Raw genomic sequence first — 25,901 nt, forward strand, 5'->3', positions numbered from 1 at the left:
CAGGCTGTGGACCGCACGCCAGGAGGAGGTTGTCCTCCCAGCCCGAGGGGGTCCATTTGTCCAGCGGTTCCAGTGGTTCCAGCGCTTCCCTTTCGTCCGGTTCCAGCGGTTCCCGTCCGCTCCGCCGCCGGGTGATCGCGGGCGCCGCCGCATTCGCCGCCGCCGTCGCGCTCACCGCGTGCGGCGCCAAGACCGACGCCGCGGGCGGCTCGTCCGACCAGGCCGCGAAGGCCGACACGAGCGGCGACACCGTCAAGGTCGGCCTGCTCAACTCGCTCTCCGGCACCATGGCGATCAGCGAGGTGACCGTACGCGACTCGCTGAAACTGGCGATCGAGGAGATCAACGCCTCGGGCGGAGTGCTCGGCAAGCAGATCAAACCGGTCAGTGAGGACGGCGCCTCCGACTGGCCCACGTTCGCCGAGAAGGCGGCCAAGCTCATCAAGGAGGACCGGGTCGCGGCCACCTTCGGCTGCTGGACCTCCGCGAGCCGCAAAGCCGTGAAACCCGTCTTCGAGAAGAACAGGTCCCTGCTGTTCTATCCCGTGCAGTACGAGGGCCTTGAGGAGTCCCCGTACATCTTCTACACGGGGGCGACCACCAATCAGCAGATCGTCCCCGCGCTCGACTATCTCAAGAGCCGGGGCGAGAAGAGCATTTACCTCGTCGGCAGCGACTATGTCTTCCCGCGCACCGCCAACAAGATCATCAAGGCGTACGCCAAGGCCAACGGCATGAAGGTGCTCGGCGAGGACTACGCGCCGCTGGGCTCCACGGAGTTCAGCACGATCGCCAACAAGGTGAAGGCGTCGAAGGCCGACGCGGTCTTCAACACCCTCAACGGCGACTCGAACGTGGCCTTCTTCAAGGAGTACAAGTCGGCGGGCCTGACCGCCAAGAGCATGCCGGTCGTCTCGGTGTCGATCGCCGAGGAAGAGGTCAAGTCGATCGGATCGCAGTACCTGGCAGGGCAGTTGACGGCCTGGAACTACTACCAGACGACACCCGGCGCCGCGAACACCGAGTTCGTGAAGGCGTACAAGGCGAAGTACGGCCAGGACAAGCCGACCAGTGACCCGATGGAGGCCGCGTACACCTCGGTCTACCTGTGGAAGGCCATGGTCGAGAAGGCGAAGTCCTTCGACCCGGAGAAGGTCAAGGCCGCCTCGGACGGCATCACCTTCGACGCCCCCGAGGGCACGGTCACCGTGGACGGCGCGAGCCAGCACATCCACAAGACCGCCCGGATCGGGAAGATCGGCAGCGACGGGCTGATCGAGCAGGTGTGGGACTCCGGCAAGCCGATCGCGCCCGACCCGTTCCTCAAGGGCTACGACTGGGCCTCCGGCCTCTCCTGACCGACCGCGCGTGGGGGCCCTCACGCGGGCCCCCACGTCCTGCCTCCTCGGAGCCGCCGTATGACCGTGATCCTCGGTCAGACCTTCACCGGCATCAGCATCGGTGCCGTCCTGCTGCTCATCGCGCTCGGACTCTCGCTCACCTTCGGCCAGATGAACGTCATCAACATGGCCCACGGCGAGTTCATCATGGCCGGCGCCTACACCACGTACGTCCTCCAGAAGTCCGTCTCCGGTGCCGGCCTGTCCCTCCTCGTGGCGCTGCCCGTCGCCTTCCTGGTGGCGGGCGCGCTCGGCGCACTGCTGGAATGGGTGCTCATCCGGCGTCTGTATCTGCGCCCGCTCGACACGCTGCTCGTCACCTGGGGTGTGTCCCTGATGCTCCAGCAGCTCGCCCGGGACATCTTCGGCGCACCCAACGTGCAGACCCGCGCACCGGACCGGCTGACGGGGAACATCACCGTCCTCGGCGGCGACGACCCGCTGACCTTCGCCAACAGCCGGCTCTTCATCCTCGGTCTCGCGGTCGCGGCCGTCGTCGCCCTGTCGCTGACACTGCGGCTGACCCCGCTCGGCCGCCGGATCCGCGGGGTCGTGCAGAACCGGGACCTGGCCGAGGTGTCCGGCATCTCCACCTCACGGGTGGACCGGACCGCGTTCTTCCTCGGCTCCGGCCTCGCCGGGGTCGCGGGCGTCGCGCTGACACTGGTCGGCCCGATCGGACCCACGATGGGCACCAACATCATCATCGACGCGTTCCTGGTGATCGTGGTCGGCGGCATCGGACAGCTCAAGGGCACCGTGATCGTCGCGTTCGCCCTGGGAGTCATGCAGTCCGTCCTGGAGTACTCCACCACCGTCAGCGTGGCGAAGGTGCTCGTCCTCGTGGCCATCGTCGCCTTCCTCCAGTGGCGGCCCCAGGGGCTGTACACCCTGCGCACGAGGAGTCTCGTATGACCCTGTTGAAAGGGGCCTCGACGGTCAAGGGCCCGTCGGTGTTCAGGAGCCGCTCCGCCCGCGCCCGGGCCGGATTCGCCGCCGCGGCCGTCGCGCTCTTCGCCCTCGCGCCGCTGGCGCTCTCCGACTTCCGGCTCGGGCTGCTCGCCAAGTACCTGTGCACCGCGATGGTCGCCGTCGGCATCTGTCTGGCCTGGGGCCGCGGCGGCCTGCTCACCCTCGGCCAGGGTGTGTTCTTCGGACTCGGCGGCTACGCCATGGCGATGCATCTGAAGATCGCGGACGCCGGTCCCGGCAACCTCCCCGACTTCATGCAGCTGTACGGCACCGCCACCGAACTCCCCTGGTGGTGGCGGCCGTTCGGGAACCCGCTGTTCGCCCTCGCGGCCACCGTGCTGCTGCCGATGGCCGTCGCCGCGATCCTCGGTTCGTTCATCTTCCGCCGCCGGGTCAAGGGCGCGTACTTCGCGATCCTCAGCCAGGCGCTCGCCGCGGCCTTCGCGATCTGGCTGATCGGCCAGCAGGCGACGACCGGCGGCACCAACGGACTCACCGACATCCAGGGCTTCTTCGGCTACGACCTCGACGACCCGGTCAACCAGCGGATGGTGTACTTCGTCATCGCCGCCGCCCTGCTGCTCCTGATCGCCCTGGTCCGGCAGCTGATCCACAGCAGGTACGGCGAACTCCTCGTCGCCGTGCGGGACTCGGAGGAGAGGGTGCGCTTCCTCGGGTACGACCCGGCGAACGTGAAGCTCGTCGCGTACGTCGTGGCGGCCGGCACCGCCGGGCTCGCGGGGGCGCTGTTCGTGCCCGCGGTCGGCATCATCTCTCCGGCGATGATCGGCATCGTGCCGTCGATCGAGTTCGTCATCGGCGCCGCGGTCGGCGGCCGGGCGAGCCTCGCGGGGGCGGTGCTGGGCGCGATCGGGGTGGCGTGGGCGAAGACCGCCCTGTCGGAGGAGTTCCCGGCGGGCTGGACGTACTTCCAGGGGCTGCTGTTCATCGTGGCCCTGGCGTTCCTGCCGGGCGGTCTCGTCTCCCTGGCCGGGATCGTGCGGCGGCGCAGGGCCGCGCACCCGAGCGGGGACGCCGACGACGGGGACGCCGATCCGGACTCGGACTCGGGCACGGGCACGGGCACGAACTCGGAGACGGATGGGGGCGCCGGCAGGGAGAAGTCGTCCGCCCTTCCACTGGGAGGAGCGGTATGAGTGAGCTTTCCGGGCTTCAGATACGCGGACTGCGGGTGTCCTTCGACGGGTTCACCGCGGTCGACGGGGTGGACCTCGACGTGACGCCGGGCGACCTCCGCTTCCTGATCGGACCGAACGGCGCGGGCAAGACCACGCTCGTCGACGCCGTCACCGGACTGGTGAAGGCACAGGGCTCGGTCCTCTTCGGGGGCGGGGAACTGCTCGGCCGGAGCGTGCACCGGATCGCCCGGTCGGGCATCGGCCGGACCTTCCAGACCGCCACCGTCTTCGAGGAACTGACGGTCCTTCAGAACCTGGACATCGCGGCCGGCGCCGGGCGCGGCATGCTGACGATGCTGCGGCGCCGCAAGTGCGTGCCGGAGCCCGTCGCCCACGCGCTGGAGACGGTCGGGCTCACGGACCTGGCCGACAGCCTCGCCGGGACGCTCGCCCACGGCCAGAAGCAGTGGCTGGAGATCGGCATGCTGCTCGTGCAGGACGTACGGCTGCTGCTGCTCGACGAACCGGTCGCCGGGATGAGCCACGACGAACGGCAGGTCACGGGCGAGTTGTTGGAGCACATCAGCGAGGAGCGGACCGTGGTCGTCATCGAGCACGACATGGACTTCATGCGGTCCTTCGCGCGCAGCGTCAGCGTGCTGCACGCGGGCAAGGTGCTCAGCGAGGGGACCGTGGCGGAGGTCCAGGCCGATCCCCGGGTGCAGGAGGTGTACCTCGGTCACGCGGCCGTCGGCGCCGTGCCGAGCGCCGCCGTACAGGAGGTGTGAGGCGTATGAAGCTGGAGATCGACGACATCCGGGTCGGCTACCACCGCAGTCTCGTCCTGCACGGAGTCTCCGTCGACGTGCCGGACGACGGCGTCGCGGCGGTGCTCGGGCACAACGGCGCGGGCAAGAGCACCCTGCTGCGGGCTGCCGTCGGCCTGCTCACACCGTCGAGCGGCGCGATCAGGCTCGACGGCGAGGACATCACCCGCCGCAAGCCGCACGAGCGCGTGGCGCGCGGTATGGCGTACGTGCCGCAGGGGCAGCAGGCCTTTCCCCACCTCACGACGGCGGAGAACCTCCAGCTCGTCGCCGACGGCCGCAGACGGGGGAAGGCCGCCATCTCGGAGGCGCTGGACCTGTTCCCGGTGCTGCGTGCCCTGTCGACGCGGCGGGCGGGTCTGCTGTCGGGCGGACAACGGCAGCAACTCGCCATCGCACGAGCCCTGGTGACGGACCCTCGGATCCTGCTGCTCGACGAGCCGACCGAGGGCATCCAGCCCTCGGTCGTGGCGGAGATCGAGGAGACGGTCCTCGCCCTGGCCGCGCGCGGCGGACTCTCCGTGCTCCTCGTGGAGCAGCACGTCGGTTTCGCGATGCGGGCGGCCCAGCGGTACTACGTCCTGGAGGCGGGGCGGGTCACATCATTGGGCGAGGGAGGTCAGGAGGCCGAGCGGTCGGTGCGGGAGGCGCTGAGCGTGTGAGGTGGGCCGGTCACGGTCCGGACCGCGTGTAGTACGCGGCCCGGACCCGGCGCAGCCAGGCCTCGGCGGGAGCCTCGTCGGCCTGGTCGGGCAGGGCGCTGCGGGTCTCGTCGAAGGCCGCCTCGTACCGCTGGAGCAGGGGCAGCGCGACCATCGCGTCGGCCGCCACCTGCTCGCCGAAGCGGTGGTAGTCGTCGGGGTCCTCGACGCGGATGGTCAGGGCGCCGGTGGCGTACAGCTCGAAGCCCTGGTGGCACAGGCGCCGCAGGTGCCGGGCGTGCTTGGCGGTGCGCCTGCGAGTGTCCGCGGAGGCGGAGCCGGCCCCACGGTCGTAGAGCCGCTTGAACTGCTGGGTGGCGTAGCCGAGGTAGGCGTCACGGACCCGTTTCGCGGAGAGCAGGGTTGTGCGGATGCCGATCAGTTCGTCGCCGAGCGGGGTGCGGACCTCGTACAACTCGTCGGGCAGCCAGACCAGTTCGGTCACGGTCGGGTTGCCGCTCAGGGCGAGCCGGCACCACTTCGCCGCTTCGTGCAGAGTGTTGTCGGGCTTGGTCGTGACGTGGGTCTCCTTCGGCCCGTGCAGGCCGTGGAAGTCCTCGGTGGGGGCGGCGAACATGCCGAGCCGGTCCACGTCGGAGCCCTCGCGGGCCAGTCCGTACGCGGTCGAGCCGACGATGCCGGACAACAGGATGTTCTCGGTGCGCACAGCCGTCCCCCTTCTCCCCCGCCGCCCGCTGCCTTGTGCGAGCCGGGCGGCTCGGACAAGGTCATCACCCGGAGGACGGTCGCGTACAGCGAATTTCCTGGGAGTACGGGCGCTGGGGACAGGGTGCCGGGGACGGCGGGCTGAGGACGGGGGGTGCCGGGGACGGCCCCGGTGCTCAGCTCGCGAACGGGACCTGTGCCGAGGGAGCCGGCCGGGCGGCGAACGGGTGCTGCCACAGGCCCTGCGCGGCGAGCCGGGGCAGGACGCCCTCGCCGAACCAGTACGCCTCCTCCAGGTGCGGGTAGCCGGAGAGCACGAACTCGTCGATGCCCAGGCGGTGATACTCGCCGATGCGTTCGGCGACCTCGTCGTGGCTGCCGACCAGGGCGGTGCCCGCGCCGCCGCGCACGAGGCCGATGCCCGCCCAGAGGTTGGGGTGGATCTCCAGCCCGTCCCGGTTGCCGCCGCCGTGCAGGGCGAGCATGCGCTGCTGGCCCTCGGACTCGCTGCGGGCCAGTCCGGCCTGTACGGACTTCACGGTCTCGGGGTCGAACCCGGCGAGCAGCCGGTCCGCCTCCGCCCACGCCTGCGCGGAGGTGTCCCGGGTGATGACGTGCAGCCGGATGCCGAACCGGACGGTGCGGCCCTCCTTCTCGGCCAGCGCGCGCACCCGGGCGATCTTCTCGGCGACTTGCGCGGGCGGCTCGCCCCAGGTGAGGTAGACGTCCACGTGCTGGGCGGCGACCTCCCCCGCGATGGGCGAGGAGCCGCCGAAGTACACCTCGGGGACCGGGTCGGGCACCCGGGCCAGCTTGGCGTCCTCGACCTTGAGGAACTCGCCGTCCAGGTCGACGGTCCTGCCCTCCCACAGGCCCCGGACGATCTCCAGGAACTCGCCGGTACGACGGTAGCGGGCGTCCTTGTCGAGGAAGTCGCCGTACGCCCGCTGCTCGTGGCTCTCGCCGCCGGTGACGACGTTGAGGAGGAGGCGTCCGCCGGACTGGCGCTGGAAGGTGGACGCCATCTGCGCGGCGAGCGTCGGCGAGACGAACCCGGGCCGGAAGGCGACCAGGAACTTCAGCCGCTCGGTGTGCTGGCTGACCATCGCGGTGGTCAGCCAGGCGTCCTCGCACCACGCGCCGGTGGGCGTGAGCGCGCCGACGAAGCCGAGGTCCTCGGCCGCGCGGGCGATCTGGCTCAGATACGCGACCGTCGGCGGCCGGTCCCGGCCGGACACCGTGGCGGGGGTGCCGTGGCCGCCCCCGACGACATGGCGGCTGTCGCCGTTGGTGGGCAGGAACCAGTGGAAGGTGAGGGACACGGGTGCGTTCTCCGATCGGGCGCGGGGCGGGGCGGTGTGGTGTACGGGGCGGCTCTACGTTTCCGGATCCGCGGCTTCGGGTCTGCGGCTTCGGGTCTGCGGCTTCGGCTCTTCTGATTCGGCTCTGCTGTTTCGGCTCAGAGGAGTCCGTGGCGGGGCGGCAGGGTGCCGTTCAGGACGTACCGGCCGATGTGCTGGATCTTCCAGCGGGCCGGATCGTGCAGGGTGTGGGTGCGTGCGTCACGCCAGTGCCGGTGCAGATTGAGGGAGTCGAGGGCGGACCGGGTGCCGGACACCTCGAAGAGCGCGCTCGACACCTCGACGGCGGTCGCCGCCGCGTGCGCCTTGGCGGCGGCCACCGCGACGGACGCCTCGGCGGCCGACTCCTCGGTGAGGCCCGCGCGGGCCGAGTCGACCTCGCGGGCCGCCGCGCCGAGCAGCGCCTCGGTGGCCCGCACCTGGACGGCCAGTTCCCCGAACCGCTGGATGAGCAGCGGGTCCTCGGCCGCGGTCTCGAAGCCGCTCTCGAACCACGGGCGGCTCTTGGTGCGGACGAAGTCCACGGCCTCCGAGAGCGCGCCCGCCGCGATCCCGGCGTCGATGGCCGCGTGCAGCAACTGGGCGACGGCGCCGTGCAGTTGCGGTCCCTGGAAGGTGAGGTGGTGCGGAAGGACGCGATCGGCGGGGACGGGCACGGAGTCGAGGCGGACCGTACCGCTGGCGGTGGTGCGCTGGCCCATGCCGTCCCAGTCGTCGACGACGGTCAGCCCCTCGGCGTCCCTGTGGACGTACGCGACGTGCAGGGTGTCGTCCTCGGTGCGGGCGAGGACGGGGATCCAGTCGGCGAAGAGGGCACCCGTGGAGTACTGCTTGACGCCGGTGAGAAGGTACGAGCCGTCCGGCTGCCGTGCCAGGCGGGTGCGGATGTCCTGGACGTGTTTCGTGCCGGCCTCCGACTGGGCGTTGCCGAAGCGGCGCCCGGCCAGCACCTCGCCGAAGAAGAACGCGCGCTGCTCCACGGTCCCCTGCCGGCGGATGACGTTGACGTAGACGAAGTGGCTCTGCGGGATCTGGGCGAGGCTGGCGTCGGCGGACGCGAGGAGGCGGAAGACCTCGGCGAGCGTCTCCTGGGTCACGTCGGCGCCGCCGCGCTCGGCGGGCACCGTGACGGCGAGCAGGCCGGAGCCGGAGAGCCGGTCCAGCTCCGCGCGCGGGAGCCTGCGTTCGGCATCCCGGTCGGCCGCCCCGGTCCGGAACTCGTCGGCGAGGGCGGCGGCCACGGACAGGGCTTCGACGTCGTCGGCGATGACCTTGGCGGCGCCTCCGCCGGCGGCGGCTGCTGCTTCGGAGGAAGCCGTTTCGGAGGAGGCTGTCTCGGAGGCGGCTGTTTCGGAGGCGTGCGCGGAGGCCGCTTCCGCGGAGAGGTTCGCGGACATGGTCAGCTCGCCGCGGCCAGGACCGGCCGGCGGCCCAGCGCCTCGGAGAACTGGTCGAGCACCTGGGTCAGCGCCTCGGAGGCCGCGGGCGCCACCGTGAGGCCGCCGTCCTCACCGACCACGATGTCCTTGTCGAGGGTGAACCAGCCCTGGACTATGTGTTGGGCACCCATGGAGCTGAGCACCGGGCGCAGCGCGTAGTCGATGGCCAGCACATGTGCGGTCGTCCCACCCGTGGCCAGGGGCAGCACGGTCTTGCCGGTGAGGGCGTACTGCGGAAGCAGGTCGAGCAGTGCCTTGAGCACCCCGGAGTAGGCGGCCTTGTAGACGGGCGTGCCGATGACGACGCCGTCGGCCCGTGCGACGAGGGCGGTGGCCTCGACGATCGCCGGATGCCGGAAGTCGGCGCCGAGCAGCGCCTCGGCGGGGATCGTACGGACGTCGAGCGGGATCACTTCGTGGCCCTGTGCGGTCAGCCGGTTGTCGAGGTGGCGCAGCAGGCGGTTGGTGCGGGAGGAGGCGGAGGGGCTGCCGGAGACGGACAGGACGGTGGCCATGGGTCCTCTTTCGGGACGGGGGCGGGTTCGGGCAGCTGCCCTTCGGGGCGGCGGAAGCGGCCGGCTCAGACGCGGAGGGATGCGGCGGGCGCGGATTCGGTTGCGGCGTCCGGGAGTTGGGACTCCAGTTCACGTACGAGGGGCAGCACGCGACGGCCGAAGTACTCGACCTCCTCGTGGTAGTGCAGGAAGCCCAGGAGCAGGAGGTCGACGCCGAGGCGCTTGTAGGCGACGATCCGCTCGGCGATCTGCTCCGGGGTGCCGATGAGTCCCGTACGGAAGCCGTCGTTGTACTGGACCAGGTCCTCGAAGGAGGAGTCCTGCCACATGCCCTTGCCGTCGCCGGTGGACCGTCCGGCCTGCTTGACCGCGGCGCCGAAGCCCTCGACGGCCTCGCGGTCGGCGTGCGCGACGATCTCGCGGAGGGTCTCGCGGGCCTCGGCCTCGGTGTCGCGGGCGATGAGGAAGCCGTTGAGGCCGAACTTCGGTGGCGTACGGCCGACTTGGGCCGCCGACGCCCGTACGTCCGCGAGCTGTTCGACGACTCCGTCGAAGTCCTTGCCGTTGGAGAAGTACCAGTCGGAGACCCGGCCCGCCATGGCGCGCGCGGCCGTGGAGTTGCCGCCCTGGAAGATCTCCGGGTGCGGGCGCTCGGGAGTGTTGAGGGGCTTGGGCTTGAGGGAGAAGTCGCGCAACCGGTAGAAGTCACCGGCGAGTTCGGTGTGGTCCTCGGTCCAGATCTGGCGCAGGGCCCGGATGAACTCCTCGGAGCGGCGGTAGCGCTCGTCGTGCTCCAGCCAGGGCTCGCCGAGGGCGGTGAACTCGTCCTTGAACCAGCCGGACACGACGTTCACCGCGAAGCGGCCGTTCGACAGATGGTCGGCGGTGGCGCCGAGCTTGGCGAGGACACCGGGGTGCCACAGGCCGGGGTGGACCGCGGCGATGACCTTCAGGCGCTGGGTGGCGAGCAGCAGGGCGAGGCTGAAGCTGGTCGACTCGTGCTGGAACTCGGCTCCGTAACCGGCCATGTAGCGGACCTGGCTGAGGGCGTAGTCGAAGCCGTTGTTCTCGGCGAGGACGGCGAGTTCGCGGTTGTAGTCGTAGCCCCAGTCGGTGCGCTGTTCGATGGTGCTGGTGACCAGGCCGCCACTGACATTGGGCACCCAGTAGGCGAAGCGGACGGGGTCTGCGGAAAGGTTCTCGGCAGGCATGGGGAACTCCTGTTGCGGGAATTCGGGCAGGCCGAATTCAGGGGGTCGATTCAGCGGCGGCTGCGGCGTTCGGTGAATCGTCGAATTCGGGCGGCGGAATGCGTCGCACGGCGGTCGACGGCGATCGGTCGCGGTCAGGACCGTGGGAGGAACGTGGTGGGGCGCGGCGGACCCGGTGAATCGGGCCGCGGATCCGGGGGATCAGGCCACGGAGCAACAGGCGGCACTGGAGACACGCGCGAGGTCGACATGGCGTCGCCGCGTGAGGTCCAGTCGCATCATCATGTGCTCGATCGTGGCAGCCGACGGTCCGGACCGTCAAGGAATACCCGATCGGTCTCGTATCCCGGACCGGCGAATTTCACGAAGGCGTGACAGGGCAACCCTTGAACAGGGCGGTACGGCCCCGCATTCTGGCCGGGTGCGAACAGAGCAGCTGGAATACATCACGGCGGTCACCCGGCTGGGCTCACTGCGCCGGGCCGCCGAGGAACTCCACCTCTCGCAGCCCGCGCTGAGCGAGACCGTCCGCAATCTTGAGCGGGAACTCGGCGTCGACCTCCTGGAGCGGAAACGCTCCGGGGCGAAGATGAGCGCGGAGGGGCGGGAACTGCTGCCCCACATCATCCAAGTGCTGGAGGCGGTGGACCGGCTGCGGGGCGCGGCGGGCGAGCAGCACCGCATCAGGCGCATGGTGCGCGTCGGCACGGTGAACGCGGCGACGGTCCCTCTTCTGTTCCCGGCCGTGAGCGAGTTCCGTGCCTCGCATCCGCAGACGCAGGTGGAGGTGGTCGGCGCGCAGCAGTCCGACATCCACCGGACGCTGCTGGAGGGCGGCTTCGACCTGGGTCTGGTGAACCACCTGGAGGGCGACGACGTGGCCGCCGACTTCGAGTACACGGAACTGCTGTGGGGGCGGCCGGTGGTGTGCGTCCGGCCGGACAGTCCCCTGGCGTCGCTGTCCGTGGTGACCGTGCCGGACCTGCTCGCGCAGCCGCTCATCGCGATGCGCTCGGGCTATGTGATGAACCGGTTCGTGCACCGGCTCCTGGGCGGCCGTGAGCCGTCCTTCTCCTACTCCACCGACGGCGCGGAGATGGGAAAGCTGATGGTCGCGGAAGGGCTGGGTGCCACGGTGCTGCCCGACTTCAGTGTGATCGACGATCCGCTGGCCCGGCAGGGGGCGATCACCTGCCGCCCGCTGGCCGGCGACTCGACGCGGGTACTGCTGATGCTCCAGCGGCGCAGGGCGGACTCGGTGCCGCGGGCCGCGCACGATCTGCACGAGGTGTTCGTGCGCCGGGCGGCGGCACTCGGCGGAACGATGACCCGGGCCGTCTGACCGCGCCTGTCCCCGGGGACGGCGCCGGGCGCTCAGTCCCCGTCGTGCGCCGGGACGACCACGAGGAACGCGTCCGACTCCAGGTCCATCACCACGGCAGCGGGCTCGCCCTCGGCCCGGCGACGTGCCGCGTACTCCTCCGCGGGCCACGACCCACGCGGGGCTCCCGCGGGAAACTGCTCCAGCACCTTCGCACCCATGACGGCCGACCTTCCGTAGGAACCGACGCCTCTGTGGAAGCTCGTCTGCCCCCGATCTCCCCGCACATGTACCCCAAGTGGCCCACACGGCGCATCCGCAGAAGGCCGACACGGGGAAGGGATCACGAGGAGGACATCGAACAGAGCTGCGCACAGTCGCACAGAGCCGAAGAGAAGGGCCGGAACACCATGAGCGGTGACGACACCGGAGCCGGGCTGCGCTGCCTGGTGACGGGCGCGACGGGGTACATCGGGGGCCGTCTGGTCCCGGAGCTCCTCGCCGAGGCGCACCGGGTGCGCTGTGTGGCCCGCTCCCCCGGCGCGCTGCGGGACCATCCGTGGGCCGGTGACGTCGAGGTGGTCCGCGGTGACGTCACGGACGCCGACTCGGTCGCCGCCGCGATGCGGGACATCGATGTCGCGTACTACCTCGTGCACGCGCTGGGCACGGGCAAGGGATTCGAGGACACCGACCGCAGGGCGGCACGGATCTTCGGCGAGCAGGCCCGCGCGGCGGGTGTGCGCCGGATCGTCTATCTGGGCGGGCTCACCCCCGCCGGGGTGCCGGACAGCGAACTCTCCCCGCATCTGCGCTCCCGCGCCGAGGTCGGCCGCGTCCTGCTGGACTCCGGTGTCCCGACGACCGTGCTGCGGGCGGCCGTCATCATCGGTTCGGGCTCGGCCTCCTTCGAGATGCTGCGCTACCTCACCGAGCGGCTGCCGGTGATGGTCACGCCCAACTGGGTCCACACCCGGATCCAGCCGATCGCGGTGCGGGACGTCCTGCGCACGCTCGTGGGCAGCGCGCGGATGCCGGACGACGTCAACAGGGCCTTCGACATCGGCGGCCCGGAGATCCTGACGTACCGGCAGATGATGGTGCGGTACGCGGCCCTGGCCGGACTCCCCCGGCGGCTCATCGTGCCCGTGCCCGTCCTGACGCCGAGGCTCTCCAGTCACTGGGTCGGCCTGGTCACGCCCGTGCCGCGGTCCATCGCGCGCCCGCTGACCGAGTCGCTGCGCCACGAGGTGATCTGCCACGAGCACGACATCGCCCGGTACGTGCCCGACCCGCCGGGCCGGCCGATCCCCTTCGACGAGTCGGTGCGCCTGGCCCTGCAGCGCATCCAGGACGCCCGGGTCACCACCCGCTGGTCGTCCGCCTCGCTGCCCGGCGCCCCCAGCGACCCCCTGCCCACGGACCCCGACTGGGCGGGCGGCAGCCTCTACACGGACCGGCGCGAACGCGCCGTCGACGCCTCGCCCGAGGCCCTGTGGCGGGTGATCGAGGGCATCGGCGGCGACAACGGCTGGTACTCCTTCCCCCTCGCCTGGGCGGCCCGCGGGCTCCTCGACCGGCTGGTGGGCGGGGTGGGCCTGCGCCGGGGGCGCCGCGACGCGGCACGGCTGCGGGTCGGCGACTCGCTCGACTTCTGGCGCGTCGAGGAGATCGAACCGGGCCGGCTGCTGCGCCTGCGCGCCGAGATGCGGCTGCCGGGTCTGGCCTGGCTGGAGATGTACGCGGAGACGGACGACGACGGCCGTGTCCGCTACCGCCAGCGCGCCCTCTTCCATCCGCACGGACTGCTCGGCCACGCCTACTGGTGGAGCGTGTCGCCGTTCCACGCCGTCGTGTTCGGCGGCATGGCCCGCAACATCGCGCGGACCGCCGAGAAGACGGGTCCCCCGGCGGCGGCGCCGTCGCGCACACCCACCGGCTGACGCGGGCCGCCCGTCCGCGGCCTCCCGCCGACTGCCGCATCCGTCGGGCGTCCCGGTCCGGAAGTACTTGATGGCCGCAGGCAACCACGGCCCGGTCCGCCCTCTCTCTGCCCGTCCCGTCCCGGAGCTCCGGAGTCCCGTCATGAACGTCTCGGTCGTCCTGTTCACCTCCGACCTTCGGCTGCACGACCATCCGCCGCTGCGCGCGGCGCTCGACGGCTCGCGCACGGTGGTGCCCCTCTTCGTGCGCGACCGGGCCGTCGACAGGGCCGGTTTCGCCGCCCCCAACCGGCTGGCGTTCCTCGCCGACTGTCTGCGGGACCTGGACGCGGGTCTGCGCGAGCGCGGCGGCCGGCTCGTGTACCGCTCGGGCGACCTCGTCGACGAGGTGTGCAAGGTGGTCACCGAGACGGACGCCGACGAGGTGCACATGGCGGCCGGGGTCTCCGCCCACGCCCACCGGCGCGAGGAACGGCTGCGTGCCGCGCTGGAGAGCGACGGGCGCCGGCTGCACGTCCACGACGAGGTGGTCACCGCGCTGGCACCGGGCGAGGTCACTCCGGCCTCCTCGGACCACTTCGCCGTGTTCACCCCGTACTTCCGGCACTGGGACCGGCACCACCAGCGTCAGGTGCTCGGCGCGCCCCGCGCCTTCCGCGTACCGGAGGACGTCGGGTCGGAGCGCCTCCCCGAGCGCGGCGAACTGTCCGGCCTGTCCGAGGGGCTCGCCACGGGCGGCGAGCGGGAGGGCAGGAAGCGGCTCACGGCCTGGCTCAGGAGCGGGATTCACTCGTACGTGGACGGCCACGACGATCTCGCCGGGGACGCCACCTCGCGCCTCTCCCCGCACCTCCACTTCGGCACGCTGTCCGCCGTGGAGGTCGTCCACCGGGCCCGGAGGGCGGGCGGTCCGGGCGCCGACCCCTTCGTACGGCAGATGGCGTGGCGGGACTTCCACCACCAGGTGCTGGCCGCGCGGCCGGCCTCGTCCTGGAAGGACCTCCGCACCCGCAACGACCTGTGGCGCTCACCCGACTCGGCCGCCCAGGAGATCGAGGCCTGGAAGGAAGGGCGGACCGGCTATCCCGTCGTCGACGCGGCCATGCGGCAGCTGCGGCACGAGGGCTGGATGCACAACCGCGGACGCCTGCTGACCGCGAGCTTCCTCGCCAAGACGCTGTACGTCGACTGGCGGGTGGGCGCCGACCACTTCCTCGGCCTGCTCGTCGACGGCGACATCGCCAACAACCAGCTCAACTGGCAGTGGGTGGCGGGAACGGGCACCGACAGCCGCCCCAACCGGGTCCTCAACCCCGTCATCCAGGGCAAGCGGTACGACCCCCGGGGCGCGTACGTACGGCGCTGGGTGCCCGAGCTCGAAGGGCTCGCCGGGGCCGCCGTGCACGAGCCGTGGAAGCTCAAGGGGCCCGAACGGGCCGCCTACGACTACCCCGGGCCCATCGTCGACCTCTCCGACGCGCTGGCACGCTTCAAGCACGCCCGCGGACGCGACTGAGCCGGCCGTCGGCCCACCGGCGCGTCAGCGTCAGCCCACCGCCGTGACGCTCTCGTAGCGGGCCGTGAGGACGGACAGGGCCTCGTTCAGGCTCGGCGGGCGCAGCATTCCCTGGGCCGAACGGCCTGCCCAGCCGGGGCCGCCGAGCACGACCATCGGATGTCTGCGCGCCCCTCGTACGCCCCACTGCGTGGCGGCGACGTGCCGGGCCAGCGGGAGGCTCGCCGTGGAACGGGCCTGGGCCCACAGGACGACGGCCGCGGGTCCGAGGCGGCGGACCGCCGCGGTGAGTGCTTCCGCCGGCACCGCGGCGCCGAACATCCTGGTGGGCATGCCGTGCTCCGTGAGTCCGGCGTTGAGCGCCTCCAGAGGCAGGGTGTGCTGCTCGCCGGGTACGCAGGCCAGGACCACGGGCCCCGGCGCGCTGTCCGGTACGGCCGTGCGCGAGACCGGCGTGACCCGGCGGAGCACGGTGGAGATGTGCCAGGACAGCATGTGTTCGACCTCTACGTAGCGGTCGCCGGACGACGCCCATTTGCGGCCGACGGCGTGCAGGGTCGGCACCATCACCTCCTCCCAGGCGACGGCGAGGCCGTACCGCTGGACGGCCGAGGTCAGCTGGCTGTCCACGGCGGGGGCGTCGAGGCGCACCGCCGCCCTGGCCAGTCCGCGGCACTCCTGGCGCACGTCGCCGAGGGGCAGGGTGGCCGCCGCATGCGAGCGCCGGCCGCCGCCGGACGGCCGGTCGTCGGCCGGGAGCATTGCCGGCGACGCGATCGGGGGCGCTGCCGAGCGCGGCGGGGCTGCCGCCTCGGGGGCCGCTCCGCGCTCCCGCGTCACCGTCCCGGTGGCTGCCTCCCGGGCGGCGCGTGCCGCCTCGGCGGGCGGCACTCCGGCCGAGGTCAGCCGGCACATCGCCTCCAGCACCGCCACGTCCTGGGGTGTCCAGCGGCGGTGCCGTCCGTCGGCGCGTACGGCGGGACCCAGTCCGTACCGGCGGTCCCACGAGCGCAGCGTGGTCGGCGACACCCCGAGCCGGCGTGCGAGGCCGCCGGTCGTCATCCCCGTACCGCCCGCCGCGGTCTCCTTCGTATCGGGCTCCGGGGGACCCGGCTCCCCCGTCGGCTCATCCATGGAGCGACTATACGACGCAGAATCGACGCGGTTTGAAGCGTTCGCCCGATCGCTCCCAGGATGACGGGACATGGCCGCCCCGTGCGGCCGGGACGCCGACGTCCGAGGCGAGGAGCCGTGAGCCATGACCGGACAACCGATGCCCGCACAGCTGTCCGCGCCCCGGCGGGTGCTGCTGGAGGAACCGCTCACCGACGACGAGGTGGCCCTGGGGTTGGTGCGCGGCGACGAGGCCTGTCTCGCCGCCGCCCATGACAGGTGGGCGCCCCTGGTGCACACGCTCGCCCGGCGGGCGCTGGGTGACGACAGGGAGGCCGAGGACGTCACCCAGCAGGTGTTCCTGGGCATGTGGCGCGGCCGCCACGGCTACCGGCCCGAGCGCGGCGCCATCGCCGGCTGGATCGTCGGCATCACCAAGCGTAAGATCGCCGACGCCCTCGCGGCCCGGACGCGCCGCGCCGAGCTGGTCGCCTCGGCGGGGGCCGTGCTGGTGCTCGCCGATCCGGTGGCGGAGCGGCCCGAGGCGGTGCTCGACCGCGTGCTGGTGGGACGCGAGATGGCCAAGCTGCCGACCTCCCAGCAGCGGGTCCTGCGCCTGGCCTTCTACGAGGACCTCACCCAGACCCAGATCGCCCGGCGCACCGGCCTGCCGCTGGGGACCGTCAAGAGCCATGCCCGCCGCGGGCTGCACCAGCTGAAGCACGGGCTGCGCCTCGAAGCGAGCGGCTGACTCGACAGCTGTCGAACGGGTACACGACTCAGGTGATCCAGTTCGACGCAGAAACGATGCAAAATTTTCGCTGCCCTCACAAACCGGACCAACTTCGCTTCGAGTCGTGTCACTTTCGTTTCGGTGTATGCCTCTTTCGCTTCGGAACGTATCGATGTCGCTCCGGTGCATCCGTCAGCCCCGTATCTCCGGAAGAGCTGACGACAAGGGGTGGCACGGCCCTGGACTTCGGGCCGCGGACACGGGCAGCCGTGACATCACTCCTTCGAACCCTCCTCCCGGGGCAGTCGGCTGTCCCGGGAGGGGAGGCCGTTTCGGCGTTCGGCCCGCCGGTGCGGCCCAGCAGCCCGGGGCGCCGTCCTGGACCCTCGACGGCGCCCCGGTCTCGGGCTTCGGCCGACGCGTCCCTGCGGACGGGCGGGCAGAGAGCTCCACCCCTGACCAATCCGCCGGCGCCCCGGCAACGGATTCCAGCCGTACGAAGCTCGCCTCCCGGAGGACCCTCTCGTGAAAGAAGCCGTGCACATCGGCAAGAACCCCTCGGCCGAACCGGATCTGCAGGAGCTGATGGGCAGTGTCGCCCTCGGTGACCAGCAGGCCTTCGCCGGGCTCTACGACGTCGTGGCGGGCCCCGTCATCGGCGTCGTGCGCGGCGTGCTGCGCGATCAGGCGCAGTCGGAGGAAGTGGCCCAGGAAGTGCTGGTCGAGGTGTGGCGGTCCGCCGCCCGCTACCGGCGCGAACGCGGTTCGGTGATCAACTGGGTGCTCACGCTCGCCCACCAGCGTGCCGTCGACCGGGTCCGCTCGGTCGAGGCCTCCGCCGCACGAGAGCACAGGGCCGCTCTGCTCGACCACGCCCCCGAGTACGACGAGGTGACGGAACAGGTGGAAGCCCGGCTGGAGCGCGAACAGGTACGACGCTGTCTGCGCACGCTGACGGAACTGCAGCGTCAGTCGGTGACGCTGGCCTACTACCGCGGCATGACCTACCGCGAGGTGGCCGAGTCGCTGGCACTGCCGCTCGGCACGGTCAAGACCCGGCTGCGCGACGGCCTCATCCGCATGCGTGACTGCCTGGGGGTGACCGCATGAGCACGGTCGATCTGCACACGCTGACGGGCGCGTACGCACTGCACGCGCTCTCCGACGACGAGCGGGGCGAGTTCGAACGGCACGCCGCGGACTGCGAGGCCTGCACGCAGGAGGCTCTCGAACTGAGCGAGACCGCGGCCCGGCTCGGTCTGGCGGTCTCCGCCCCCTCGCCCGCCGCGCTCAAGAGCAAGGTCATGCGGCGGATCACGACGGTCCGCCAGGACAGCCCGCGCGTCGTACCCCTGACCCGGCCCCCGGGCAGCGGCGTCCGGGCCCGCCGGCTCTCCCGGTGGGCGCTCGCCGCCTGTGTCGCCGGGGTGGCCGCGTTCGGCGGCACGACCGTGTGGCAGTACGACCGGGCGCAGGACGCGAACGAGCAGGCACGGCAGTCGGAGGCGCGTACGGACGCGATCGCGTCGGTGCTGGCCGCCTCCGACGCCAGGACGAAGAGCGCCGAACTGGCGGACGGGGCCCACGGCACGGTCGTGGTCTCCCAGAGCCGTGACGAGGCGGTCTTCATCGCCTCGGGCATGGCGGCCCCGCCGAGCGGCAAGGTCTATCAGCTGTGGTTCAACGACGGGGGCACCATGCGGTCCGCCGGGCTGATGGACTCCCACCGGACGGCCGAGGCGGTCCTCATGGAGGGGGCCGTGGACAAGGCGTCCGGCATGGGCATCACCGTCGAACCGGCCGGCGGCTCGGCCGAACCGACCTCGGATCCCATCGCCCTGATGACGTTCCCTGCCTGACCCCGAACCGACTGTGCCGTTCCCTTCCCGGCGGGGGAGAGGAACGGCACAGTCAGTTGTGGGCAGGTACTCAAGAGGACATCAGAGGGACTTCAGAAGGTCTTCAGCCGCGCCGCTTCGGCGGTCGTGGGAAGAACCCGCTGGTCCTCGCCCGGTACTCGGCGAATCCCGGACGCTCCGACATGTGCCGCTCCAGCATGGGCTTCCCGCTGCCGTTCATGAGCAGGAAGCTCATCACGAGGGGGGACACCACGGTCACCGCGGCGGCCACACCCGAGTCGCAGACCAGCAGGAACAGGCCCCACCACACACAGAAGTCGCCGAAGTAGTTGGGGTGCCGGGTCCAGCTCCACAGACCGCGGTCCATGATCTTTCCCCGGTTCGCGGGATCGGCCTTGAAGCGGGCGAGCTGGAAGTCGCCGACCGTCTCGAAGAACATCCCGAGCGCCCAGAGCGCGACCCCGGCCCATACGAACCCGCTCAGCGATCCGGACACGTACTGCGCGGCCTGCACCGGCAGGGACACCAGCCAGACCAGGGCGCCCTGCAGGAGGTAGACCATGCGCAGCGCGAAGAGGTCGCGGTTGCCGGGGGCCTTGGCGAGCATCGCGTCGTAGCGCGGGTCCTCGCCGTGGCCCCGGCCGCGCCAGGCGATGTGCCCGGCGAGGCGCAGCCCCCACACCGCGGTCAGTACGGTGACCAGGAGGCGCCGCCCGTCGTCCCCCTCACCGGCGGACGCGAGGAACGACACGACGGCGACGGCGGTGAAGCCGAGCCCCCAGGCCACGTCCACCACACGGTGCATGCCCTTGCGGACGGCGACGGCGAACGTGACGAGCATGACGGTCAGTGCGGCGCCGGCCGCGAAGGCGAGGTTCTGGGCGAAGGCCGCCCAGGGGAACCCGTTCATCGTGCGTCCAGGGCCGTGTACCAGGAGCGCTGCGAGGGCGGCATTCCGCTGTCCCCGCCGGGCGCGGGACGGGTGCTGAGGATCTGGTCGACGCCCATGCGCCCCTCCTCGAACGCGAGGGCGGCGCCGACCATGTACAGCCGCCACACCCGGGCGGTCTCCTCGCCGACGAGGCGGACGAACGCGTCCCAGTTCTCCTCAAGGGTGCGGTGCCAGCCCTCGATCGTGCGGACGTAGTGCTCGCGCATCGACTCCACGGACCGTACTTCGAGTCCGGCGTCCTCCAGCAGGCCGACCGTCTGTCCCATGGGCCGCATGTGCATGTCGGGCGCGATGTACGCCTCGATGAACTCGCCGCCGCCGGGGGCGTTGCTGCCCCGGGACATCTGCTGGACCAGGACACGGCCGCGCGGTCGCACCATGCGGTGCAGGGCGGCGGCGAACGCCGGGTACTCGGCGTCGCCCACGTGCTCTCCCATCTCGACGGTGGCGACCGCGTCGTAGGCGCCGCCCGTGATGTCGCGGTAGTCCTGGCACACCACGTCGACCTGGTGCTCCAGACCGCGCTCGCGGACCTGCTCCCGGATGTACGCGGCCTGTTCGCGGGCCAGGGTGACGGCGGTGACCTGTGCCTTGTGCTGTTCGGCGGCGTACAGGGTGAGGGAGCCCCAGCCGCAGCCGATGTCGAGCAGCCGGGCGCCCGGGACGAGATCGAGCTTGCGGCAGATCAGTTCCAGCTTGGCCCGCTGGGCGTCGGCGTCGGTGAACTCGGCCTCGTCGCTGATCCAGTAGCCGCACGAGTAGGCCATGGTCTCGTCGAGGAGCAGCCGGTAGAAGTCGTTCGACAGGTCGTAATGGTGGCTGATGGCGGCGCGGTCGCGGGCCTTGCTGTGCAGTCCGCCCCTCAGACGTGCCTGGGAGGCGGGGGTGGCGGGGCGCGGGCCGACGGCTCCCAGCCGCACGGCGGTCCCGGCCGCCCTGACGAGGTCGGCGGGGGTGAACCGGGGAGCGTCCCCGCCCCGTTCGCGTGCGGCTCCCCAGATGGCGCGCAGGCCCTGGGCGAGGTCGCCCTCCACGTCGAGTTCGCCGGTGACGTAGGCCTGGGCCAGACCCAGTTCGCCGGGCTGCCACAGCAGCCGGCGCAGGGCGCGCCGGGAGCGTACGACGACGACGGGGGCGTCGGCGGGGCCGGTCTCGCTGCCGTCCCAGGCGCGCAGCCGGACCGGGAGCCGGCCGCCGAGCGCTTCCTCGGCCAGCGCGGCGAGCCGGTGGGCGGCCCCGGGTCGGGAGGGGCGGGCGGTACTCATCGGGACGGGTTCTCCTTCGTGAACAGGAAGTGCTGGACGTCGAGGTAGCCGGAGCGGAACCCGGCTTCCGAGTAGGACAGGTAGAAGGTCCACATCCGGCGGAAGGTTTCGTCGAAGCCGAGCGCGTCGACCTCGTCCGCGCGTTCGGTGAACCGTTCGCGCCACAGACGGAGGGTCTCCGCGTAGTGCGCGCCGTGGGCGTCGCGCCGGGCGACACCCATCTGCGTGTGATCGCGGACGGTCTGTTCCACGGCCTCGACGGAGGGCACCTGGCCGCCGGGGAAGATGTACTTCTGGATCCAGGTGAAGGTGTGCCGGGCGGCCAGCATCCGCTCGTGCGGCATGGTGATGGCCTGCAGTGCGGCGCGCCCGCCGGGGGCCAGGCGGGCGTCGATCGTACGGAAGTAGACGGGCCAGAACTCGACGCCGACCGCCTCGATCATCTCGACGCTCACCACGGCGTCGTACGTCCCCGTGGCCTCGCGGTAGTCGCACAGCTCGACGGAGACCCGGTCGGCGTGCCCGGCCTCGCGGATGCGCTCGCGGGCCAGGTCGCGCTGTTCGCGGGAGAGGGTGAGGGAGGTGACGTGGGCGCCGCGGGCGGCGGCGCGCAGGGCCAGTTCGCCCCAGCCGGTGCCGATCTCAAGGAGCCGGGTGCCCTCGCCGACCTCGGCCAGGTCGAGCAGCCGGTCGATCTTGCGGTGCTGTGCGGTGGCCAGGAGCGGCCAGGTGGCGGGGAAGCCCCGGAAGAGGGCCGCCGAGTAGCTGAGGGTGTCGTCCAGGAAGAGCGCGAACAGGTCGTTGGACAGGTCGTAGTGGCGGCTGATGTTGTCGCGGGCGCCGCCGGGTGTGTTGCGCTGGGCGCCCGGCTGCTTGGGGGCCCACAGTCCGCGCAGTCTCTGGAGCGGCGCCGGGATCAGCTCCGCCAGGCTGCCGGCGAGCACGGTCAGCGCGGCGACCAGGTCGGGCGCGTCCCACTCCCCCGCCATGTAGGACTCGCCGAATCCGATCAGGCCCTGGGTGCCGATGCGGCGGTGGAACGCGTCCGGGTCGTGGATCTCGACGAGCGGTCCGCCCGCGCCGAGCTGGGTCCCGTCGGGGAACCGCACGCGCAGCGGCAGGCGTTCGAGCGCTCTGCGCACCAGGGCCCGGGTGAGCGCGGTCCGGGCGCGCGAGGCGTCCGGCCGGTCGACCACGTCCGGCCAGAGCTCGGGGTTCACGTCCATGCGCCGTCCGGCGATGGAGCCGGGCTCTGCTGTCCTCATTCGGCACTCTCCTGGGATCGGTGACGGGGGCGGGGCTGGACGGGCAGTCCCCGCAGGAAAAGGCGTACGCCGTGGAAGCGGATGGCGGCCGAGACGACCGCGGTGGACCACGGGTGGCGCAGGGCCTCCCGTACCAGTGCGCCGCGGGTGGCGGGGCGGCGGGTGCCGCGGACGGTGGCGGTGAACGGCCGGCCGCCCTCGCGCTCCAGCCGCACGCTCAGGTCGAGCCGGTCGCCGGGCGCGGGCAGGCGCATGCGGTAGGCGCCGTCGACGGGGAAGAACGGCGAGACGTAGAACTCCTTGTCGGTGCGCGCCACACCGGCCTCGTCCGGGGTCAGCAGATAGCTGTGCCGCTCCCCGTAGGTGTTGTGGACCTCGGCGACGACACAGCGCAGTTCGCCCTGCGGGCCGTGGCACCAGTAGAGGCTGAGCGGGTTGAAGACATGGCCCAGTACGCGGGCGTGGGCGAGCATCACCACAGGGCCGCCGTCGAGGTCGACGCCGCGCGAGGCGAGGAAGCGGTCCAGGCCCGCGCGGATCGTCGGCGCGCCGCCACCGAAGTGGTCGCGGGCGTCGAACCGGGCCAACGGGCGCAGGTACCACGGCAGTTCGGGCGGCCGGTCGGGGTCGATGAGCCACAGATAGGTGCGGTGGCGCATGGAGTACCGGCTCGGGGCCGTACGCACGTGGGTGACCGTGCAGGGGTAGAGGGCGGGCGTGGCCGTGCCCGGGCGGGCGGGCGGCTTGCCGGTGCCGGGGTGCGGGGCGGGCTTGCCGGTGCCGGGGTGCGGGGCAGGTGCGTGGGTCACCAGGTCACCCCCAGTGCCTCGGCCGCCGTCACGCCGGAACGGCAGCCGTCCTCGTGGAAACCCCAGCCGTGATAGGCGCCGGCGTACGCGGTGACGGCGGTGTTCAGGGCGGGGAGCCGCCGCTGGGCGGCCACCGACTCGGGGGTGTAGACGGGGTGTTCGTACACCATGCGGGCGAGGACCTGGTCCGGGTCGACGCGGTCGAGACCGCCCAGGGTGACGACGTACGTCTCGGGTGCGTCGAGGCGCTGCAGCCGGCTCATGTCGTAGCTGACCCTGACCCGGTCGGCGCCCGCGGCGCAGGACGGCATCAGGTAGTTCCAGGAGGCGCGCGCTCCACGGGCGCGCGGCAGCGGTGAGGTGTCGGTGTGCAGGAGGGTGGTGTTGCGGGAGTAGCGGAACGCGCCGAGCACCTCCCGCTCCTCGTCGGTGGGGTCGGCCAGCAGGCGCAGGGCCTGGTCCGGGTGGACGGCCAGCACCACCGAGTCGTACGTGCTGGTCGTGCCGTCCTCCGCGATGATCTCGACGCGGTCGTGGTGCCGGCGGATCGCGCGGACCGGGGTCGAGGTGTGCACCGCGTCGATGTGTTTGACGACCCGGTCGACGTATTCGCGCGAGCCGCCGGTCACGGTGCGCCAGGCCGGAGAGTCGCCGATCGACAGCAGCCCGTGGTTCGCCAGGAACCGGAACAGATAGGCCGCCGGATAGCGCTGGGCGGTCTCGGCGTCGCAGGACCACACCGCCGACACCATGGGCGTCATGAAGTGCGCGACGAAGTAGGCGGAGAACCGCTGCTGTGCCAGGAACTCGCCCAGGGTGAGGGTGTGGCCCTCTCCCCCGGTGTCCGCGTCCGCGTCCGCGCGGGCCAGCAGTCGCCGCGCGGCCCGGTGGAAGCGCGGCACCTCGGCGAGCATGCGCAGGTACGGGCCGCGCAGGGCGTTCCGGGGCTGGGCGAAGAGTCCCTTGGGGCCGCGCGCGCCCGCGTATTCGAGGCCGCAGCCGTCGCAGCGTACGGACATGCTCATGTCCGACTCCTGCGTGGCGACGCCGAGTTCGGCGAAGAGCCGGAGCAGGTGGGGATAGGTGCGGCGGTTGTGCACGATGAAACCGGAGTCGACCCGGTGCACCCGGCCGTCCGACGAGGTCAGCTCATGGGTGTGGGCGTGTCCGCCGAGCCGCTCGTCCGCCTCGTACAGGGACACCCGGTGCGTACGTCCGAGGATGTACGCGGCGGTGAGCCCGGCGACACCCGAGCCGACGACGGCCGTACGTGTGGTCCGCCCCGGTATGTCCTCCCCGTCCCCCGCCGTGGCGTCCGGTGACGCTGCTGCCATCGTGCTTCCTCCCAGCCGTCTCCACTCGGAGCCGTCGTGGGTATTCCGAAGCTGCGGCGGACCTGGATTGGCCGGGTGGCCTGCGGATACATCTCCGGCCGGGTGGCCCGCAGATATATCCGCACACCTCTACACATAAAGGACGAATAAGCGCAAACTGGATTCAAGCGGCGTCCATCGCGGATCCTCCGGCCGCGGCTGGGCCCGCAGAGACAGCGGACAAAGGAGTCGAGTCATGGCCAACGTCTCGAACACCAGAGGTGACATCACCCGTCACCCCGATGTGCCCGAGATGCGGGATCGCTATGCCCGCATGCTCGGTGGTCGCGATGTGGCGCTCGTGGACGGACCGGTGTTCCTGCTCGGTCTGTACTGCGCCGCTTCCCCGTGGATCCTCCACTACACGGCGAGCCAGCCCGCCATGATGACGCACAACCTCATCATGGGCATCGCCATCGGCCTGCTGGCCCTGGGATTCACCGTCAACCCGGCACGGATGTACGGCCTGAGCTGGGCCATGTGCGCCATGGGCGTGTGGATGGTCGTCGCGCCCTGGATCGTGGGCAGCAGCCCCGACGCGGGCGTGGTGCTCAACAACATCGTCATCGGCGTCCTGGCCGTGGTGATGGGATTCCTGTGCGCGACGGCCGCGGCGAAGAGCACTCCGCAGACCTAGACGACAGGACGGGTGAGGACGGTCGGCCGGTCCGCGTGCCCGGCGCCGCGGACCGGCCGACGCACGGCCCTCACCGCACCCCCGCGGTCAGTGCTCAGGGACCAGCCACGGCTCCTGCGGCAGCGGCTTTCCGGTCTCCAGGAGCGACTTCAGGTTGGCCAGGACGGCCGGCCAGCCGAGGGAGACCTGCTTGACCGCGGTCTCGTCGGCCAGGTCCTCATGGGTGACGGTGAGCCGGACGATGTCGCCGTGCGGCCTGATGTCGTAGGTGACCCTTGAGTGCTTGTCCTCCTGCCCCTCCTCCTCGGGCGAGGCCCAGGTGGCGACCAGGCGGGTGGGCCGCTCGCTCTCCACGACGGTGCCGACCACGTCGGCGACGCCGGTTCCGTCCGTACGCCGGTGCTCCCACCGCGAGCCGGGGCGCCAGTCCTCGGAGACGTTGCTGTGGCCCCAGTAGGCGGCCGTCAGATCGGCGTCGGTGAGCGCGTCCCAGACCTTCTCCGGCGTACTGGCGATGTAGGTGACGTACACGAATGTCGGCTTGTCGGTCATGTCTTCCTCGGCTCGTCGCTTGAGTGCGCTCAGCGCGCGAAGGCGCGGACGCTCGAACTTGTCGATCCACCGCTCCTGGATCTCGTGGAGCGGTACGGGATTGAGGTAATGCAGCTTTTCCCGTCCGCGTCGCACGGTGGCGACCAGGTTGGCCGCCTCCAGCACGGACAGGTGCTGGGTCACCGACTGGCGGGTCATGTCGATGTGCCCGCAGAGCTCTCCCAGCGTCTGCCCGCCGTGCTCGTGCAGCCTGTCGAGCAGCCGTCTGCGTGTCCCGTCGGCCAGGGCCTTGAAGACCTGGTCCATGTCCGGCCCCCCGTTCGGGCCCGACT

Annotated in this window: 26 protein-coding genes; 12 read left to right on the top strand and 14 right to left on the bottom strand. The window is 71.6% G+C overall.

Features of this window, described 5'->3' with window-relative positions:
• Positions 1-131: 131 nt before the first annotated feature.
• The 5 genes from urtA to urtE are packed head-to-tail and all read left to right on the top strand — an operon-like array spanning position 132 to position 5,000.
• Positions 132-1,358 carry an urea ABC transporter substrate-binding protein gene (gene urtA, locus ACFVH5_RS08530; protein WP_385832790.1) on the top strand — a complete coding sequence of 409 codons (1,227 nt, stop codon included), beginning with the start codon at positions 132-134 and terminating at the stop codon, positions 1,356-1,358.
• 60 nt (positions 1,359-1,418) lie between these two features.
• Positions 1,419-2,315: an urea ABC transporter permease subunit UrtB gene (gene urtB, locus ACFVH5_RS08535; RefSeq protein ID WP_385832791.1), complete on the top strand. Its 897-nt coding sequence runs from the start codon at positions 1,419-1,421 to the stop codon at positions 2,313-2,315.
• Positions 2,312-3,529 (top strand): urea ABC transporter permease subunit UrtC, encoded by a 1,218-nt coding sequence (gene urtC / locus ACFVH5_RS08540; RefSeq protein ID WP_385832792.1) that lies wholly within the window; start codon positions 2,312-2,314, stop codon positions 3,527-3,529. Before urtB ends, urtC begins: the two co-directional genes overlap by 4 nt.
• On the top strand, positions 3,526-4,299 hold the full coding sequence (gene urtD / locus ACFVH5_RS08545) for an urea ABC transporter ATP-binding protein UrtD (protein ID WP_385832793.1): 774 nt from the start codon (positions 3,526-3,528) through the stop codon (positions 4,297-4,299). The genes urtC and urtD overlap by 4 nt, the downstream gene beginning before the upstream one ends.
• 5 nt (positions 4,300-4,304) lie before the next feature.
• Positions 4,305-5,000, top strand: coding sequence for an urea ABC transporter ATP-binding subunit UrtE (urtE, locus tag ACFVH5_RS08550; RefSeq protein WP_385832794.1), 696 nt, complete (start codon positions 4,305-4,307; stop codon positions 4,998-5,000).
• A 10-nt stretch (positions 5,001-5,010) separates the two neighbouring features.
• On the opposite strand, the gene ACFVH5_RS08555 is transcribed toward urtE, so the two are convergent.
• From ACFVH5_RS08555 to ACFVH5_RS08580, 6 genes are all read right to left on the bottom strand, one after another.
• Complete coding sequence (locus ACFVH5_RS08555; RefSeq protein WP_385832795.1) at positions 5,011-5,706, bottom strand: DNA polymerase beta superfamily protein; 696 nt, start codon at positions 5,704-5,706, stop codon at positions 5,011-5,013.
• A gap of 175 nt (positions 5,707-5,881) precedes the next feature.
• Positions 5,882-7,027, bottom strand: a complete 1,146-nt coding sequence (locus ACFVH5_RS08560; RefSeq protein WP_385832797.1) for an LLM class flavin-dependent oxidoreductase — start codon at positions 7,025-7,027, stop codon at positions 5,882-5,884.
• 137 nt (positions 7,028-7,164) lie between these two features.
• Positions 7,165-8,463, bottom strand: coding sequence for an SfnB family sulfur acquisition oxidoreductase (locus tag ACFVH5_RS08565; RefSeq protein WP_385832798.1), 1,299 nt, complete (start codon positions 8,461-8,463; stop codon positions 7,165-7,167).
• A gap of 2 nt (positions 8,464-8,465) precedes the next feature.
• The gene (gene ssuE, locus ACFVH5_RS08570) at positions 8,466-9,020 is read right to left on the bottom strand and encodes an NADPH-dependent FMN reductase (RefSeq protein WP_384809145.1); all 555 of its coding nucleotides are present in this window, start codon (positions 9,018-9,020) and stop codon (positions 8,466-8,468) included.
• A 65-nt stretch (positions 9,021-9,085) separates the two neighbouring features.
• The gene (sfnG, locus tag ACFVH5_RS08575) at positions 9,086-10,231 is read right to left on the bottom strand and encodes a dimethylsulfone monooxygenase SfnG (protein ID WP_385832799.1); all 1,146 of its coding nucleotides are present in this window, start codon (positions 10,229-10,231) and stop codon (positions 9,086-9,088) included.
• Positions 10,232-10,432: 201 nt separating this feature from the next.
• Complete coding sequence (locus ACFVH5_RS08580) at positions 10,433-10,516, bottom strand: putative leader peptide (protein ID WP_359948811.1); 84 nt, start codon at positions 10,514-10,516, stop codon at positions 10,433-10,435.
• 136 nt (positions 10,517-10,652) lie between these two features.
• Between ACFVH5_RS08580 and ACFVH5_RS08585 the strand changes: the two genes are divergently transcribed.
• The gene (locus ACFVH5_RS08585) at positions 10,653-11,573 is read left to right on the top strand and encodes a LysR family transcriptional regulator (protein ID WP_385832800.1); all 921 of its coding nucleotides are present in this window, start codon (positions 10,653-10,655) and stop codon (positions 11,571-11,573) included.
• A 32-nt stretch (positions 11,574-11,605) separates the two neighbouring features.
• Here ACFVH5_RS08585 and ACFVH5_RS08590 read toward each other — a convergent pair whose 3' ends face one another.
• Positions 11,606-11,773, bottom strand: a complete 168-nt coding sequence (locus ACFVH5_RS08590) for a hypothetical protein (RefSeq protein WP_199854848.1) — start codon at positions 11,771-11,773, stop codon at positions 11,606-11,608.
• A gap of 189 nt (positions 11,774-11,962) precedes the next feature.
• Here ACFVH5_RS08590 and ACFVH5_RS08595 point away from each other — a divergent pair, with 189 nt between their 5' ends.
• The gene (locus tag ACFVH5_RS08595; RefSeq protein ID WP_385832801.1) at positions 11,963-13,495 is read left to right on the top strand and encodes an SDR family oxidoreductase; all 1,533 of its coding nucleotides are present in this window, start codon (positions 11,963-11,965) and stop codon (positions 13,493-13,495) included.
• Between the two features lie 142 nt (positions 13,496-13,637).
• On the top strand, positions 13,638-15,011 hold the full coding sequence (locus ACFVH5_RS08600) for a cryptochrome/photolyase family protein (RefSeq protein ID WP_385832802.1): 1,374 nt from the start codon (positions 13,638-13,640) through the stop codon (positions 15,009-15,011).
• 30 nt (positions 15,012-15,041) lie between these two features.
• On the opposite strand, the gene ACFVH5_RS08605 is transcribed toward ACFVH5_RS08600, so the two are convergent.
• Entirely contained in the window at positions 15,042-16,145 is a 1,104-nt protein-coding gene (locus tag ACFVH5_RS08605; protein ID WP_385832803.1) for a MerR family transcriptional regulator, read from the bottom strand.
• A gap of 124 nt (positions 16,146-16,269) precedes the next feature.
• On the opposite strand from ACFVH5_RS08605, the gene ACFVH5_RS08610 reads away from it, so the two are divergent.
• From ACFVH5_RS08610 to ACFVH5_RS08620, 3 genes are all read left to right on the top strand, one after another.
• The gene (locus tag ACFVH5_RS08610) at positions 16,270-16,875 is read left to right on the top strand and encodes a sigma-70 family RNA polymerase sigma factor (RefSeq protein WP_385832804.1); all 606 of its coding nucleotides are present in this window, start codon (positions 16,270-16,272) and stop codon (positions 16,873-16,875) included.
• Positions 16,876-17,382: 507 nt separating this feature from the next.
• A complete protein-coding gene (locus ACFVH5_RS08615) occupies positions 17,383-17,967 on the top strand; it encodes a sigma-70 family RNA polymerase sigma factor (RefSeq protein ID WP_384809135.1) in 585 nt (194 codons plus the stop codon).
• Positions 17,964-18,716 carry an anti-sigma factor domain-containing protein gene (locus tag ACFVH5_RS08620; protein WP_385832805.1) on the top strand — a complete coding sequence of 251 codons (753 nt, stop codon included), beginning with the start codon at positions 17,964-17,966 and terminating at the stop codon, positions 18,714-18,716. The genes ACFVH5_RS08615 and ACFVH5_RS08620 overlap by 4 nt, the downstream gene beginning before the upstream one ends.
• A 103-nt stretch (positions 18,717-18,819) precedes the next feature.
• Here ACFVH5_RS08620 and ACFVH5_RS08625 read toward each other — a convergent pair whose 3' ends face one another.
• From ACFVH5_RS08625 to ACFVH5_RS08645, 5 genes are all read right to left on the bottom strand, one after another.
• Positions 18,820-19,626, bottom strand: coding sequence for a DUF1295 domain-containing protein (locus ACFVH5_RS08625; RefSeq protein WP_385832807.1), 807 nt, complete (start codon positions 19,624-19,626; stop codon positions 18,820-18,822).
• Positions 19,623-20,933 carry a class I SAM-dependent methyltransferase gene (locus ACFVH5_RS08630; protein ID WP_385832808.1) on the bottom strand — a complete coding sequence of 437 codons (1,311 nt, stop codon included), beginning with the start codon at positions 20,931-20,933 and terminating at the stop codon, positions 19,623-19,625. The genes ACFVH5_RS08625 and ACFVH5_RS08630 overlap by 4 nt, the downstream gene beginning before the upstream one ends.
• A complete protein-coding gene (locus tag ACFVH5_RS08635) occupies positions 20,930-22,198 on the bottom strand; it encodes a class I SAM-dependent methyltransferase (RefSeq protein WP_385832809.1) in 1,269 nt (422 codons plus the stop codon). Before ACFVH5_RS08635 ends, ACFVH5_RS08630 begins: the two co-directional genes overlap by 4 nt.
• Complete coding sequence (locus tag ACFVH5_RS08640; RefSeq protein ID WP_384809168.1) at positions 22,195-22,857, bottom strand: DUF1365 domain-containing protein; 663 nt, start codon at positions 22,855-22,857, stop codon at positions 22,195-22,197. Before ACFVH5_RS08640 ends, ACFVH5_RS08635 begins: the two co-directional genes overlap by 4 nt.
• Before the next feature lie 146 nt (positions 22,858-23,003).
• Positions 23,004-24,341: an NAD(P)/FAD-dependent oxidoreductase gene (locus ACFVH5_RS08645; RefSeq protein WP_385832810.1), complete on the bottom strand. Its 1,338-nt coding sequence runs from the start codon at positions 24,339-24,341 to the stop codon at positions 23,004-23,006.
• A 235-nt stretch (positions 24,342-24,576) separates the two neighbouring features.
• Between ACFVH5_RS08645 and ACFVH5_RS08650 the strand changes: the two genes are divergently transcribed.
• A complete protein-coding gene (locus tag ACFVH5_RS08650; protein ID WP_385832811.1) occupies positions 24,577-25,017 on the top strand; it encodes an SPW repeat protein in 441 nt (146 codons plus the stop codon).
• 87 nt (positions 25,018-25,104) lie between these two features.
• On the opposite strand, the gene ACFVH5_RS08655 is transcribed toward ACFVH5_RS08650, so the two are convergent.
• Complete coding sequence (locus tag ACFVH5_RS08655; protein WP_385832812.1) at positions 25,105-25,875, bottom strand: ArsR/SmtB family transcription factor; 771 nt, start codon at positions 25,873-25,875, stop codon at positions 25,105-25,107.
• Positions 25,876-25,901: the final 26 nt, after the last annotated feature.

Source organism: Streptomyces sp. NPDC127119 (genome assembly GCF_042677425.1).
Taxonomy (GTDB): domain Bacteria; phylum Actinomycetota; class Actinomycetes; order Streptomycetales; family Streptomycetaceae; genus Streptomyces.